Origin of the sequence: Propioniciclava soli (assembly GCF_014858005.1) — a bacterium.
GTDB classification, from domain to species: domain Bacteria; phylum Actinomycetota; class Actinomycetes; order Propionibacteriales; family Propionibacteriaceae; genus Propioniciclava; species Propioniciclava soli.
Genome location: NZ_JACYOT010000015.1, coordinates 1 through 13,968 on the forward strand (window position 1 = coordinate 1; position 13,968 = coordinate 13,968).

Sequence of the window (13,968 nt, forward strand, 5' to 3'; positions counted from 1 at the left end):
TATCGGCAGCGGCGTGCCCGGCGCCCTACGCGAGGTCATCACCCTGGGCCGCACCTTGATTAAGCGGGCCGCCGACATCCTCGCCTACTTCCACCGACCCGGCACCTCGAACGGCCCCACCGAGGCCCTGAATGGCCGCCTCAATCACCTCCGTGGCGGCGCCCTCGGCTTGGCGCAACCTCACCAACTACATCGCCAGATCACTCCTGGCGACCGGCGGCTTCAGACCGCACTTACACCCTCGATTGTGATGAGCCGGTTTGAATCATCCCAACTGCGCCCTATCCGCCCTCGCGAGTCCACTACGAACGGTTCTGACGGTCTCCGGTGGCGTCGGTAGACGCCCCGCGACCTGCGAGAAGCCACAGTTCTTCAGGCCGCGCAGGGGCTCTCGAACTCTCTACGGGGGTCCACCAAACGGCAACCCTCTCCCACTTAGGTAGGGGGTCTCTTGCTTTATGGAGCGCTGTCTTGGCCACCCGCCCCACCGGCGACGAGGCTCCTTTTCTACCTGGAAAAGGTAGGATTTTGGCTGTGCCAGCGATGAACATCAAGGATCCCGAGGTGCACGAGATGGCGCTCCGTCTGGCTGCGCGACAGGGGATCACCGCGACTAGAGCCGTCCGACGGGCGCTGGTCGAGGCGCTGGAGCGCGTGGACGCCCAACGTGCAGGAATGGCGGACCGCCTCATGGAGATCGGGCGCCGTTCTGCGGCGCGGAGTGAGGCGTTCCTCACCGATGCCGATCTGTACGACGAGGAGGGGATGCCTCGATGATCGTCGATTCCTCCGCGCTCGTCGCCATCTTGAAGGCGGAGTCCGACGCGCCCTCGATCGCTCGCGCCCTGCAGGAGTCGAGCCACACTTGGATCTCGGCCGGCGCGCTGATCGAGACCGGCATCGTCGTCGGACGTACGCGTCAGGACGACATTGACGAGCTGCTGCGTGCTGCGAGTGTCGAGGCGGTCGCGCTTGATGCGCGTCAGGCGGCGGCGGCACGTGAGGCCTGGTACCGCTACGGGCGGGGCACCGGATTCGCCTATGCTGCCGCGAAACTTGCCGGAGAGCCTGACGTGAGCGGCACATCGACTGGGTCGGCCCGCCGGACATCCGCCGGCTTAAGGCCCGCTCAGGTGGAGGCCCGTGGTACGGCGTGTGCCTGATCGGGAAGCAGCGGCGGCTCCGCGGCCTCGCCTGCCGCGAGCTGAGCGACGTGGGCGGCGAACTGGGTGACGAATTCGGTCACGTCCGATTCGACCGTGGACAGGGCGGGAATCGTCAGGGGCCCGAGCGGATGGTTGTCCACGCCGATCACGGCGATCTGGGACGGCACCACGATGCCGCAATCGGCCGCCGCCGCGAGCACGGTGAACGCGACCTCGTCATTGAACGCGCAGATGCCGTCGAGTTCCGGGTGCGCCGCGAGCTCGGCGCGCAGGGCCGCGCCAGCCGCAGCGCGATCGTCCGGGACCTCGAACCGGTGGGGGAGGGGGATTCCCGCTGCGGCCGCAGCGGCGTCGGCCGCGCGGTGCCGGATCGCCGCGGTCGCTCCGAGCTCCGGACGGGAGGGCGCCGCGTACGCGAGCCGCTGGCGTCCGCGGGCCACCAGGTGTTCGACCTGCGCCGCCGCGGAGGCGGCGAGGAAGGCGTCCAGGTGGGGGAAGGCGGAGCGGACCGGGACGGAGAACTGCTCCGAGAGCTCGTCGATCAACGGATCGCCGTCCGGAACCGACGTCAGCACCACCGCGGGGGCGAGATCGATCGCCGTGTCGCACTCCTCGGCCCCGAGTTGCCAGACGAGGTGCAGGCCGTGCTGGCGCAGGGCCGCGCCTAGGCTGGTGATGATGCCGGTCGCCACGAAGTCCGAGGCGTGCTCGAGCCCTTGGGTGAGCATCAGCACCACGCTGCTCCGGGCGCCGCGCAGCAGCCGGGCGGGCCCGTAGGGCCGGTAGCCGAGCCGTGCGCTGGCGTCCAACACCTTCTGGCGGGTCGTCTCAGGGATCGATTGGCGGGAGTCGCGGTTGAGGACGTAACTCACCGTGGCACGGGACACGCCGGCCTCCCGTGCGACGTCGGTGCTGGTGACGCGACGCCGTGCGGGGTCTGCCCCTGGGCTGGACATGGCGACACCGTAGCGCACGCGTGGGCCGTGCCGGCGGCTCGGCATGACACGTGCCAGTAAAGCCATTGACACGTGCAAGTAGATGCTCCTACGATCCTCGTGTTCGAGACGACGGGTGTCTCGACAGGTTCATCAGGAGGCCATCATGCGGCTCAGAATCGCCGCCGCTGCCGCCGGCACAGCTCTCGCCCTCGTCTTCGCCGGTTGTGCGTCCGGCACCGGGACGACGACCACCACGCCATCGGCCGAAGAGCCCCTCGCGATCTCGTTCATGACGGGATCGGCCGAGGGTGCGGGCAGCAACCACACCATGCAAGCGCTCGTCGACTCCTACGGCAACGGAGCGACCCTCGAGATGGAGCAGCTCGACGCGTCGATGGATCAGCGCATCCAGTTGCTCGCGTCGCAGGACCAGCTGCCGACGTTCTTCCAGATCGGGACGCCCTCCCAGCTGATCGAGCTCCACGAGGCCGGCTTCGTCGCCGACCTGGAGCCGGTGCTGGAGGAGCTGGGCGTGCTCGACAACCTGACGCCGTTCTCGGTCTCGGTGATCAAGGGGCTGTACGGCGGCAAGCTGCTCGGCCTACCGCTGGAGGTCGGCGCCGAGGGGTTCTGGTACAACACGGAGCTGTTCGCCGAGCACGGCATCGAGCCCCCCGAGACGTTCGCCGACCTCGAGGCGGCGGCCGCCACGCTGCAGGCCGCGGGCGTCCAGCCCTTCGCGACGGCCGGCAACGCCGGGTGGCCGGTGACCCGCCTCATCGCGGGCTACCTGCACCGCGACCTCGGCCCGGACGCCCTGCGTGCGGTCGCCGACGGCGAGGCCTCGTTCACCGACCCGGAGTACGTGGCGGCCGCCCAGGTCGTCCGCAACTGGGCCGACGCCGGCTACTTCGGCCCGGCGCCGGGCGCCCTGGAGTACGGCCCGGCGCAGGACATGTTCCTGCAGGGTGAGGCGGCGATCTACTACAACGGCACGTGGGTGCTGTCGGACTTCACGAACCCCGAGGTCAACCAGATCGGCGAGGAGAACATCGGCTGGTTCCCGATCCCGGCGGTCGAGGGCGGCGCCGGTGAGGTCACCCAGACCCCGGCCAACGTGGGCCTGCCGATGGCGGTCAACGCCAAGACGCTCACCCCCGAGGTGAAGGAGTTCCTGAAGTACCTCGTGGAGAATTACGGCACGGTCGCGATGGAGGATCTGGACATCATCACCGGGTTCCAGACCGACGCGGTCTCCGATTCGCCCCTCGTGGCCGAGTCGGCGGAGACCATCTCGGGGCTCACCGAGTTCGTGCCGTGGTTCGAGGCGCTGCAGTCGCCCGAGGGCACGGCCGCCTCGCAGGAGGGTGGTACCGCGCTGGTGTCGGGCGGTCTGACCGCCGAGCAGTTCATGGAGCAGGTGCAGGCGGCCCAGTAGGGCCAGACGGCGGGCTCGTCGTGGGGCCGGGGGAGCACCCCGGGCCCACGACGGCCCGCCGTTCGCACCGGGCACACACCGCAGCCAAGGAGGTGGCATGGAGAAGGTTCTCGGCGATCGGCGCGCCATCTGGTTCTTCGTCGCGCCGGCGCTCGCGCTCTACACGGTGATCATGGTGGTGCCGATCCTCTGGTCGATCGGCTACACCTTCTTCGGCGGCAACCCGATCCGCGGGTTCTCGTGGGTGGGGTTCGAGAACTACACGACCGTGGCGTCCGACCCGCTGTTCTGGCAGGCCACCTGGTTCAGCGTGCAGTACGCGCTCGTCGCTACGGTGCTCCAGGTCGGTGCCGGCTTCGCGCTGGCCCTGCTGTACGTCTTCGTGCTGCGCCGGTCCTCGGCGCTGATCCGCACGCTGGTGTTCTTCCCGATGGTGCTGCCCACCGCAGCCGTCGGGCAGTTGTTCGTCAAGCTGTTTGAGATCGTGCCGCAACCCGGGCCGGTCAACCTCGCGATGGACGCCTTCGGCTTCGACATGGTGCACTGGCTGGGCCAACCCGGCCCCGCCTTCTGGATCATCGTCATCATGGACGTCTGGCGCTCCATGGGTTTCTACGCGGTGCTGTTGTACGCCGGCCTCGTCGCCATCCCCGACGACGTGATCGAGGCGGCGCGGCTCGACGGCGCCCACCGCCTGTCGCTCGTCCGGTACATCGTGCTCCCGGCCGTCCTGCCGGTCGTCATCTCCAGCCTGATCTTCAGCATCAACGGCACGATCAAGGTGTTCGACTCCGTGTACGCCCTCACCGGCGGCGGCCCCAACGGGGCGACCACCCCGCTCACCCTGCTGATGTTCCGCACGTCCTTCGCCTACGGCGAGTACGGCGAGGGCAGCACGATCGCGATGGCACTCACGCTGTTCTGCCTGGCGATCACCGTGGCGATCTTCCGCGGCGCACGACGGGACCTGACCTCATGACCGCGCTGACCTCGGCGCACGGACGCCCCCGCGTGACGGTGGGGCGCCTGCTCGGCCTGGCCGGGCTCGCGCTGCTCATCGCCATCGAGGTCGTCCCCCTCGTCTGGCTGTTCCTCTCCTCGGTCAAGGCGCCCACGGAGTTCTCCGGGAACCCCATGTGGGCGCTGCCGGAGGGTCTGTACTGGCAGAACTACGCCGACGCCTGGACGCGGGGCAACATGGCGCGCTACATCACCAACAGCGCCGTGGCCACGTTCCCGTCGATCGTCTTGTTGCTCCTGCTCGGCGTGATGGCCGGCTTCGGCCTGGAGGTCATGCGCTGGCGCGGACGCGACGGGGTGTTGCTGCTCTTCCTCGCCGGCCTCATGGTGCCGCTGCAGATGATCCTGCTCCCGCTGTTCGCGATCTACGTGCGCAGCGGCATCCTGAACACCCCGCTCGCCCTCATCGTGACCTACACCGCCACGGGCCTGCCCATGACGGTCTTCATCATGGCCGGCTACTACCGGTCGCTGCCGAGGGAGATCATCGAGGCCGCCGTGATCGACGGGGCGAGCATCTACCGGGTGTTCTGGAGCATCTCCCTGCCCATGTTGCGCAATGCCATCTTGACCATCGCGGTCGTGCAGTTCCTGTTCTTCTGGAATGACCTGCTGTTCGCGATCACCTTCACGACCACCAACGACTCCCGCACGATCCAGGCCGGCCTGCTCAACTTTGTGGGTACCTATGGGCAGACCGAATGGGGGCCGACGTTCGCGTCCATCTGCATCTCGGTGGTCCCCACGTTGCTCATCTTCCTGCTGCTCAACCAGCAGGTGATGAAGGGCCTCACCGACGGGGCGCTCAAGGGCTGAGAAAGGACGCGGCGCCCCCGATCCGGAATCGGGGGCGCCGCGTTGTTTCTGCGTGCAGACCGACAGCTCAGTCGTAATCCTCGATGCGCCATTCGTCGCGCCAGTCGATGAACACCTGGTCACCCTCGAAGGTGAGGGGCAGCCACACGTAGTCGGCCTGGGCGGTGTCGATGGCCGCGAGCTCGGCCATGGGCGTCGCGTCGCCGCCCTCGGGGCGTCCGAAGTGCTCCTCGAAGGCGGCCAGCGCCGCGCTGCTGTCGTCGAGGTAGTGCGGCAGCCAGCGGTCGCCCAACGCGATGTACAGGTCCTTCTTGCCCGGATGCTTGAAGACCGATGAGATCTGGGCGTGGTAGGACGTGCGCGACGCGTCGCCCCGGTGGGGGTCGCCGAGCACGGTGAAGGGCCCGTGGTAGGTGGGCGCGACGGCCACCTCCGACGGGTTGGGGTAGTAGCCGGTCGTGCCCGAGGTGAGCAGGTAGTGCAGGCCGTTGCGGGTGAAGTAGGACGGCGCCTCCCGCACGAACGGGGGCTGCAGGCGCGGGAAGTGGGTCGAGTAGTACCCCGTCACATCGGTGTAGTCGTCGGTCAGGTCGGCGCAGATCAGCTCCGAGTGCACGCGCCCGAAGTAGTAGTAGCCCTTGCCGTCGGCGGGGTGCGTCACGAGGTCGAAGTCGCCGGCGTTCATGCCGAGCGGCTTCAGCCAACTGCGCACCATCGTGTAGGGCCCCGTGATGGCGTCTGCCACCAGCACCGTCGAGCGCTGCGTGGGCTCCCCGGGTGTCATCACCTTCACCCAGCACACGAACTTCCGGGTGGTGGCGTTGTAGAGGATGTGGGGGCGGTCGAGGTACTGCTCCGGATGCAGCGGGGAGGTGGGGTCGTCCTCGTCCGGGGGAATGATCGTGCCGAGATCCTCCCAGTTGTACAAATCGGTGGAACGGTAGCACCGGACGCCCCAGTGCCAGATGCTGCCCCCCGGTGTCGTCTTCTCCTTGTTCTCCCCGTACCAGTAGTACACCCCGTCGACGGTGATGATGGATCCACCATGGGTGTGAATGCGTTCTCCCTTGGTGTCCAACCACACCTGCCCCGGAGTGATTGATTGCCTTTGTTCCTGCACCATCCCGTCCTCTCCTCTGATTCGCTGGACGCAGCTGCCGATCAGTATACTGGCACGTGTCACCAACAGGCCAGAGGTGAGCCTGGAAAAGGCGGCCCGTGTCGAAAGAAAATGTGCCAGGCCCGGGCCGCTCCCGTTCAGGCGAGGACGTGCACCTCGCCGACGCTCCACCACGCGGTGTCGCTCGAACCGGTCTGCCGCACCTGGACGTAGCGCACCTGCTGGGGGTCGAACTCGGCCAGCAGCACCGGCCCGTACCCCTGGCCGGTCGCCACCTTGGCCCACCCGTCGCCGTTCGACACATAGATGTCGTAACCGCGCGCGTGGTCCCGTCCGGCTTCCATCGGGCCGGAGGTGATGACCTGCACGGCGCGGGCCGTGCGGGTGGCGCCCAGGTCGATCTGGAACCACTCGCCACCCGCAGTGGCAGTCCCGGACGCCCAGCGGGTCGTGAGCCGGTCGTCGATCCCGTTTGCCGGGTCGCCGTCGCCGACCGGTTGGGTGGTGGCCGTCCACCCGTGCTGCGGCAACCGCGTCAGGCGGGATGTCGTCTCCCGCGGTCCGAAGACGTCCACCTCGGCGATCGACCAGAAGTTGGACGCGGCCGGCAGCGTCTGGACGGCCCGGATGAAGCGTGCTTCGGACACAGGGAACAGCACGAGGTTGGCGGCGGCCAGGCCCTCGACGTCGGCGACCGTGCGCCACCGGACGCCGTCGTGCGACAACTGCACCTTGGTGGCCCGTCCCCGGTCGCCGGCGTACGGGCCGCTGTCGAGCCGCAGCCCGTTCACCCATCGGTTCGCCCCCAGATCCACCTGGAACCAGTGGCCGTCGGCCTGGGCGGCGCCACTCGTCCAGCGGGTGGCCGGATCGCCGTCGAGCGCCGCGTTCGGGCTCGTGGCGTCGCCGCTGTGGGACGCCGCGGCCGTCCACCCCTGACGCGTCAGCGGTGGTTCGGCGAGCCGGAGCAGCCGGAACTCGTGGATGGTCCATGGGTTGACCTCCCACGCCACCTGCAGGGTGATGCGGAGGTGACGCGCCGTCCGCGTCCCGAGCCAGACGTGGGAATCGCCCGTCTGCCCGTTGCCGCGCGCGACGACATCGCTCCACGTGGTGCCGTCGTCGGAGGTCTGGACGATGTAGGCCCGTGCGAAGTCTCCGCTGTTCACGTGGGAGTTCAGGTGGATCGCGTTGAAGGTGCGCGGCCTGCCCAGGTCGACCTGGAACCACTGCCCGGGTGCTTGCGCGACACCGGTCGTCCACGCGGTGGACGCCGAGCCGTCGAGGGCCTGGCCCGGCGCGTGGCCGGCCGCCGTGTGCGAGGCCGACGCGGTGGTGGTGAGGCCACCGGCGAGCGGGAGGACGCCGCGTCCGGCGTTGAACACCGACACCTCGCCGATGGACCACCACCGGGGGGCACTCGCCGTGAGGCTGATGCGCACGTGGCGCGCCGACTGCGGTGGAAGGGTGATGGTGGTCAGCGCCGGCGTGCCGGCGCCCCGGGCGACGACGGGCCCCCAGGTCGTCCCGTCCACCGACGTCTGCACCGCGTACCCAGCAGGGAAGTCGGAGGGGTACTCCATCTGGTTCAGCGTCACCTGGTCGAAGGTCCGGACCGCGCCGAGGTCGACGACGAACGACTGGCCGGGCGCCTGGTCGACCCCGGACATCCAGCGGGTGGCCGACTGGCCGTCGATCGCCTGCCGCGCGGTGTAGGCGTCATGGGTGTGGGACGCCGTGGCGGCCCACCCCGTCCGGGGCACTGCGTCACCCACCGTGGGGGAGAGGACATAGGTGGCGATCGTGTCGCCGGGGAGGGTGTCGGTGAAGGCGCCATCAGGCGTGGCGACCCGCACGGTGGCCGGGGGCGTGTTCTCCACGGTGGTGATGTAGCGGGTGTCGGGGCGGTTCACGACGATCACCACCACCGTGCCATCGGGGTTGCGGAAGGCCACGTTGGTGAGATTCCCGATGCGACCCGGGCTGTCGATCCGCTGGGCCCCGAGCTGCAGGTGCCGCGAGAACGCGCCGTGGATGTAGTAGTACGTGTTCAGCTCGAAGTTGCTCGGGTCGCCCGGTTTGGGCCAGATGACCGGGGGCGTGTCGGCGTCCGGGTCGGACCGGTTGACGGGCATGTCCTGCCACCAGCCGGGCCCGGCGTTGTACAACACGCCGTCACGGGTCGAGAACTCGAACATCATGCCCCAGCCGTTGTAGGAGCTCAGCCCGGCCCGGAGGTACTCGATCAGCTTGTTCGCGCCCTGGGTGATCTCGGTCAGGTGGCCCGATTCGGTGGGCCACTGCGCGTGGACCGCCTCGGCCGTCCACAAGGGCTGGCCGTCGTAGTTGTGGTAGCCGACGCCGTCCACGTCGTCACGCCCCCCCGGGGTCGTGAGCAGCTCGTCGACCACGCCGAAGGCGGTGTGTTGGTTGTCGTCGATGCCCCAGATCTGCGTCGTGATGCCTGCCGCCCGGAAGGCGTCCTTGAGGACGGCGGCGAATTCGGACCCCTGCTCGGGCGTCCAGCAGTTCGTGGGATAGGTGCGCGCGATGTCCGGCTCGTTCTGCAGGGACACGACCGAGATGGGGATGCCGAGGGCGCGGTAGGCCTCGATGTACTTGACGTAGTACTGGGCGAGCACGGGGTAGTAGTCGACGCCGGAACCCGTGGCGGCGCCGTGGTGCACGGTGTGCCAGTTGGCCGGCATCGCGTGGCAGTGGGCGTTGTCGGGGGCCACGATGCTGTTGCTGGTCTTCATCCAGGCCGGCGGTGACCACATCGAGGCGAACAGGCGCACCTCCGGGTTGATGCGCAGGATGTCCTGGATCACCGCGATCTTGCCGTCGTCGATGTCGCGTTATATCGAGAAGCTGGCGAGGGTGGGGTCCGGGACGCCGCCGTTGTCGGCGTACGTCCAAAACCCCGTGGTCTTGGCCGTGCGGCAGAAGTCGGCGCATCCGATGGTGGTGCGCATCAGATTGAAGTTGTTGCCGTTCGCCTCCGAGAACAGGGCCTGGAGCGCCGCCTCCCGGTTGGCCGGGCTCAGCCGCATCAGGTGGTAGATCGTCGTGTCCTCCAGGGTGGAGCCGAAGCCCTCCCACGACTGGTGGGTGATCGACGGGTCGACGATGAGCGTGGTCGTGGCGGCGTCCGTCATCGGGCCGAGCGTCTTGTCGGGCTGCGGGCTGAGCCGGTACAGGCCCTCGTCCTCGTTGTACGAGGTGTAGGTGACCGCGACCCTGCCGCCCGCGGCGGTGCTGGCGTCGGCGTCCGGAACGGGGTGGACGCAGCCCAGCACGGTGCCGAGGAGCGCACTGAGGGTGACCAGGGAGGCAACAGGCTTGAACTTCACGACGCTCCTTTGCGCGGGCTCGGTGATGAATGACCGCCACCGTGGGTGGCACGTGTCAGTGCTGAGTGTGGAGGGCAGGCGTGGGGCGCGTCAAGGGTGCTGCCGGTCGGGGTCGTCCGGGGTCTGTCGAGGCCGAAGGTCTCGTGGCCGGGCTCAACGGCCTCGTGGTGCTCCTCGGCCCTATGATGCGCCGGTGAGCATTCCCGAGATCAACTACTGGGCCGTCCTCGCCGCCGTGATCGCGTCGATGGTGGTGGGCTTCGTCTTCTACCACCCCAAGGTCATGGGCACCCGTTGGATGGCGGCGGTGGGCCACACCGACGCATCGGTGAGCGCCGGACCCAAGCCGTGGGTGTACCCCTCGATCATGGTGGCCAGTTTCGTCACCGCGTGGGTGCTGGCCGGCGCGGCCTGGCTGGCCCAGGAGTTCTACGGTGGCTCGTTTCTCGTGAACGCCCTCGTCACGGCTCTGATTCTGTGGGTGGGGCTCACCGCCTCGCGCTTCTTCGTGCACGACGTGTTCGAGCCCCGTGGCCTCCGAGTGACGCCCTACACGCTGCTCAACGAGTTCGTGACGATCATGGCGATGGCCTTGGCCATCGGGTTGCTGCCACCGGGCTGAGCCCTCCGGGGCGGCGTCGAGGTGCCCGGCCCGCCTGAGCGCCGGGAACGACGACCACGTCCGGCCGCACCTGGAGGCACCACGGTGGGCACCCTGGTGATTCACTGGGCGTGTGGAGATCATCGAGGTCGACGAGCGGGACAGCTCGTGGGAGAACGACTGCCCGCGCTTCCGGGTCTACCTGCATGGCAGCGGTCCGGACGCCACCCACGGCTAGACCTCCACCCACGACCTCACCGACTGCGACCTGCTGCAGGCCCTCGACTGGGCGCAGCGCGAGGCGGCCGGGCGGCTCACGTATGCCATCGCGTTGGTCGTGGACGACGCCGAGCTCGCCCGGCACGACCCGGAGCATGGCCGAGGTCTGGTCTGGCTGATCGGTCGTGATGGCAACGACGACCCGGGCGACGCTGACACGCGCGACCTTCGCCTGGCGGACGCCCAGCGGCGCATGCTCGCGCGGCGGCGCGACCCGGTCGGCGTCCCCGTGGCCGATCGGTGCTGAGCGCGGGCGCACCCCGACCGTGCCGCCCGAGGCGGCGTCCCGACCGCCCGGGATTGCTCTGGCACCGACGACGCTGCCAGACTGGCGGGGTCGCATCCCCGAGGTGAGGATCTCCTGTGACCGATCGCAGCAGCCGCTGACACCGCGCTGACCCTGAGCGTCGCCTGCTGCCCGCGGGCCCGCGTCAGCGCCCCGCTGACGATCGGAGACCCGCATGCCTCACCCCATCACCTTTCATCACGTCCGGCTGGCTTGGCCGGACGGCACCGTTCAATTCGACGATCTCACCACGAGCTTCTCCGACGGCCGCACCGGCATCGTCGGAGACAACGGCTCGGGGAAGACCACGCTCGCGCGCCTGGTGACGCGTGACCTCACCCCGACGTCGGGGGACGTCGACGTCGTGGGCGACGTCGCCCACCTGCCGCAGACCGTCACCACCACCCCGGGTGCGACGCTGGCGGACCTGCTCGGCGTCCGCGCCACGCTCGACGCGTTGGCCGCGATCGAGGGCGGATCGGTCCACGAGGCGCACTACGACACGGTCGGCTCCGACTGGGATCTGCCCGAACGCACCCGCGCCGAGCTGGACGCGGTGGGCCTCGCCATCGAGCTCGACCGACCCGTGGCAGCGATGTCGGGAGGGGAAGTAGTCCTCGCCGCCCTCGTCGGCCTGCGGCTCGCGCGGACGCCCGTCGTGGTGCTCGACGAACCCACTAACAACCTCGACCGCCCCACCAGGCGCGCCCTGTACTCCCTGGTGGGACGCTGGTCGGGCACCCTGCTCGTCATCTCCCACGACGCCGAGCTGCTCAACCACATGGACGCCATCGCGGAGGTCCGCGACGGGGCCGTCACCGTGTACGGCGGCACGTTCGACGAGTACACCGAGCAGGTGGCCACCGAGCAGGCTGCGGCGCAGCGCGCCGTCCAGACCGCGCAGGGCGCGCTGCGTGTCGAGCGGCGTCAGGTGGCGCTGGCCGAGCAGCGCATCGCCCGCAACGAGCGCATCGGTCGATCCCGCCGGGCCGAGGGTCAGGGCAAGGCCGCGGCCGACTTCTACCGCAACCGCGCGGAGAAGAAGTCCGGACGCCTACGCGCCGAGGCGTCCGACAAGGTGGAGGCCGCCCGGGCCGCCGTGGACGCCGCGGAGGACCGGTTGCGCGACGACGAGGGCGTCCGCATCGACCTGCCCGACCCGGGGGTCGGGGCGGGGCGGCGGCTGGCCGAATTCATCGTGGGTGATGTGGTGCACGCGCTGGTAGGCCCCGAACGGGTCGCGCTCGTGGGCCGCAACGGGGCCGGAAAGACGCTGCTGCTCGAGAGCCTGCTCGGTCGAAAGGCGCCGTCCGGGCCGGTGGTGCCCCGGCTGCTGACCGACCGCGTCGGCTACCTGCCCCAGCGTCTGGCCGCGGACGCCGGCACGACCGCCCTGGAGCGGGTGGCGGCCTTGGCGCCCACCGTCCCCGCGGGGGAGCTGCGCAACCGGCTGGCGCGGTTTCGGCTGCGGCGCGATGACGTGTTCCGGCCGCTGAACACCCTGTCTGGTGGCGAGCGGTTCCGCGTCGAGCTGGCCGCCCTGCTGCTCGCCGAGCCCCCGGCGCAGCTGCTGGTGCTCGACGAGCCGACCAACAATCTCGACCGCCGTACCGTCGACGTGCTGGTCGAGGCGCTGGCGTCCTATCGCGGGGGGCTGTTGGTGGTGAGCCACGACGACGATTTCCTCACCCGGCTGGGGGTGGCACGTCACCTGGAGCTCGGCGACGGGGCCCTCAAGGACGTCGGCGTCGACCCGCCGGCCGGAGGTGAGGCCTGACTTGCCGGCCGCGACCCTGCCGCTGGCGCTGCGTCCCTGCTGTTGGCGCCGCGACCCTGCCGCTGGCACCGCGACCCTGACGAGAACGCACGACCCTAGCGTTGCAGCGCTGGGGTGGTGGACGGACGGCAGGGCGGCGACGTTGGGGGCAGGGAGACGGACTCACGGGCAGGGTGGCGAGGCGTCTGCCAGGGAAGCGGCGTTAGGGGCAGGGAGGCGGACTTACGGGCAGGGTGGCGAGGCGTCCGCCAGGGGAGGCGGCCTTACCGGCAGGGCCCCTCAGCCGACGCCGCGCCCGCCGCCGCAGCCCACGCCGCACCCCGGCTCCCTACGCGCTGCCGCCCTCAGCCCGCCGCGCTCATTCGGCCCCTCAACCGGCCAGACCCCAGCTACCTGGTCACGGCCGCGGTCGCCGGGCCGCCCAGTGGGCGAGCTCCCTTGTGTCGGGCCGGAAATCCTCGGGCGGGGCGTCGAGGTAGAACCAGCGCAGATCTCGGGATTCTTCGCTGCGGACGGCCACGGCGTCCGCCGGCGCCCAGGCGACGAAGCGCACGTCGAAGTGGCGGGTCGGCGGGGAGTTCTTGCAGGTGATGGGATGCACCGACAACTGCACCGGCTCGGGGTCGATCACCAACCCCTCGATGCCGGATTCCTCGGTCGCCTCGCGCAGCGCCGCCGCGAGCAGCGAACCGTCCTCCGGCTCGAGGTGACCGCCAAGCTGCACCCACAGACCGATGCGGGGGTGCAGCGTCAACAGCATGCGGCCACCGGTCGCGTCCAGCACGAGGGTGGACGCCGTGATGTGACCCGGCGTGCAGGTGCGGGCGCAGGCGTCCGGGCGGGCCAGGAGCAACCCGACGTAGGCCTCGCGCAACGCCGCCTGCTCCCACGTGGGCGGCTCCCAGGTGCGCAGCGTGGCCAGGACGTCGTCGTGGATCGGCATGCGCGCATCCTCCCACGGCGCCTTCCCCCACGGCGTACCGTCCCGGCGCCCAGCCTCTCCGTGCCGGTGCGCACCGGTGCGCACCCGTGCGCACCCGCCTTTGGACCCGAGCACATGGCGCCATGGCGCCATTTCCTCGGGTCCAAATGCCGGTCCGGGGTCGCCGTGGGGGATCGTCCTGCGGGTGTTGTGCTCCGGGGCGGCACGGGCCTAGGTTGGGCCTCCGCAGGT

The 13,968-nt window shown here is 69.8% G+C and carries 13 protein-coding genes and 1 pseudogene; 9 read left to right on the forward strand and 5 right to left on the reverse strand.

Translation table 11 applies throughout. The features are described 5' to 3' along the window. From IFY26_RS13570 to IFY26_RS13580, 3 genes and pseudogenes are all read left to right on the forward strand, one after another. Window positions 1–251: pseudogene (locus IFY26_RS13570) on the forward strand (transposase); the annotation flags it as partial. Between the two features lie 292 nt (window positions 252–543). Continuing rightward, the gene (locus tag IFY26_RS13575; RefSeq protein ID WP_232549655.1) at window positions 544–777 is read left to right on the forward strand and encodes a type II toxin-antitoxin system VapB family antitoxin; all 234 of its coding nucleotides are present in this window, start codon (window positions 544–546) and stop codon (window positions 775–777) included. Beyond that, window positions 774–1,163: a type II toxin-antitoxin system VapC family toxin gene (locus IFY26_RS13580; protein ID WP_232549543.1), complete on the forward strand. Its 390-nt coding sequence runs from the start codon at window positions 774–776 to the stop codon at window positions 1,161–1,163. The genes IFY26_RS13575 and IFY26_RS13580 overlap by 4 nt, the downstream gene beginning before the upstream one ends. Here the strand turns inward: IFY26_RS13580 and IFY26_RS13585 are convergent. After that, a complete protein-coding gene (locus IFY26_RS13585) occupies window positions 1,130–2,122 on the reverse strand; it encodes a LacI family DNA-binding transcriptional regulator (RefSeq protein ID WP_232549544.1) in 993 nt (330 codons plus the stop codon). The two genes, IFY26_RS13580 and IFY26_RS13585, sit on opposite strands and share 34 nt — an antisense overlap. Window positions 2,123–2,267: 145 nt before the next feature. Between IFY26_RS13585 and IFY26_RS13590 the strand changes: the two genes are divergently transcribed. The 3 genes from IFY26_RS13590 to IFY26_RS13600 all read left to right on the forward strand — a co-directional run bounded on the left by IFY26_RS13590 (window position 2,268) and on the right by IFY26_RS13600 (window position 5,378). Beyond that, window positions 2,268–3,542, forward strand: coding sequence for an ABC transporter substrate-binding protein (locus IFY26_RS13590; RefSeq protein WP_232549545.1), 1,275 nt, complete (start codon window positions 2,268–2,270; stop codon window positions 3,540–3,542). A 97-nt stretch (window positions 3,543–3,639) separates the two neighbouring features. After that, the gene (locus IFY26_RS13595) at window positions 3,640–4,521 is read left to right on the forward strand and encodes a carbohydrate ABC transporter permease (protein ID WP_232549546.1); all 882 of its coding nucleotides are present in this window, start codon (window positions 3,640–3,642) and stop codon (window positions 4,519–4,521) included. After that, window positions 4,518–5,378, forward strand: a complete 861-nt coding sequence (locus IFY26_RS13600) for a carbohydrate ABC transporter permease (protein ID WP_232549547.1) — start codon at window positions 4,518–4,520, stop codon at window positions 5,376–5,378. Before IFY26_RS13595 ends, IFY26_RS13600 begins: the two co-directional genes overlap by 4 nt. 67 nt (window positions 5,379–5,445) lie before the next feature. Here the strand turns inward: IFY26_RS13600 and IFY26_RS13605 are convergent, their stop codons facing one another. The 3 genes from IFY26_RS13605 to IFY26_RS13615 all read right to left on the reverse strand — a co-directional run bounded on the left by IFY26_RS13605 (window position 5,446) and on the right by IFY26_RS13615 (window position 9,851). Next, the gene (locus tag IFY26_RS13605) at window positions 5,446–6,462 is read right to left on the reverse strand and encodes a family 43 glycosylhydrolase (RefSeq protein WP_232549548.1); all 1,017 of its coding nucleotides are present in this window, start codon (window positions 6,460–6,462) and stop codon (window positions 5,446–5,448) included. A gap of 173 nt (window positions 6,463–6,635) precedes the next feature. Next, the gene (locus tag IFY26_RS13610) at window positions 6,636–9,329 is read right to left on the reverse strand and encodes a discoidin domain-containing protein (protein WP_232549549.1); all 2,694 of its coding nucleotides are present in this window, start codon (window positions 9,327–9,329) and stop codon (window positions 6,636–6,638) included. A 27-nt stretch (window positions 9,330–9,356) separates the two neighbouring features. Continuing rightward, on the reverse strand, window positions 9,357–9,851 hold the full coding sequence (locus IFY26_RS13615; RefSeq protein ID WP_232549550.1) for a glycoside hydrolase: 495 nt from the start codon (window positions 9,849–9,851) through the stop codon (window positions 9,357–9,359). 193 nt (window positions 9,852–10,044) lie between these two features. Here IFY26_RS13615 and IFY26_RS13620 point away from each other — a divergent pair, with 193 nt between their 5' ends. From IFY26_RS13620 to IFY26_RS13630, 3 genes are all read left to right on the forward strand, one after another. Beyond that, window positions 10,045–10,473, forward strand: a complete 429-nt coding sequence (locus IFY26_RS13620; RefSeq protein ID WP_232549551.1) for a DUF1761 domain-containing protein — start codon at window positions 10,045–10,047, stop codon at window positions 10,471–10,473. A gap of 316 nt (window positions 10,474–10,789) precedes the next feature. Continuing rightward, on the forward strand, window positions 10,790–10,978 hold the full coding sequence (locus IFY26_RS13625; protein ID WP_232549552.1) for a hypothetical protein: 189 nt from the start codon (window positions 10,790–10,792) through the stop codon (window positions 10,976–10,978). A gap of 214 nt (window positions 10,979–11,192) precedes the next feature. Next, the gene (locus IFY26_RS13630; protein ID WP_232549553.1) at window positions 11,193–12,794 is read left to right on the forward strand and encodes an ATP-binding cassette domain-containing protein; all 1,602 of its coding nucleotides are present in this window, start codon (window positions 11,193–11,195) and stop codon (window positions 12,792–12,794) included. Window positions 12,795–13,191: 397 nt separating this feature from the next. On the opposite strand, the gene IFY26_RS13635 is transcribed toward IFY26_RS13630, so the two are convergent. Beyond that, on the reverse strand, window positions 13,192–13,737 hold the full coding sequence (locus IFY26_RS13635; RefSeq protein WP_232549554.1) for an NUDIX hydrolase: 546 nt from the start codon (window positions 13,735–13,737) through the stop codon (window positions 13,192–13,194). Window positions 13,738–13,968: the final 231 nt, after the last annotated feature.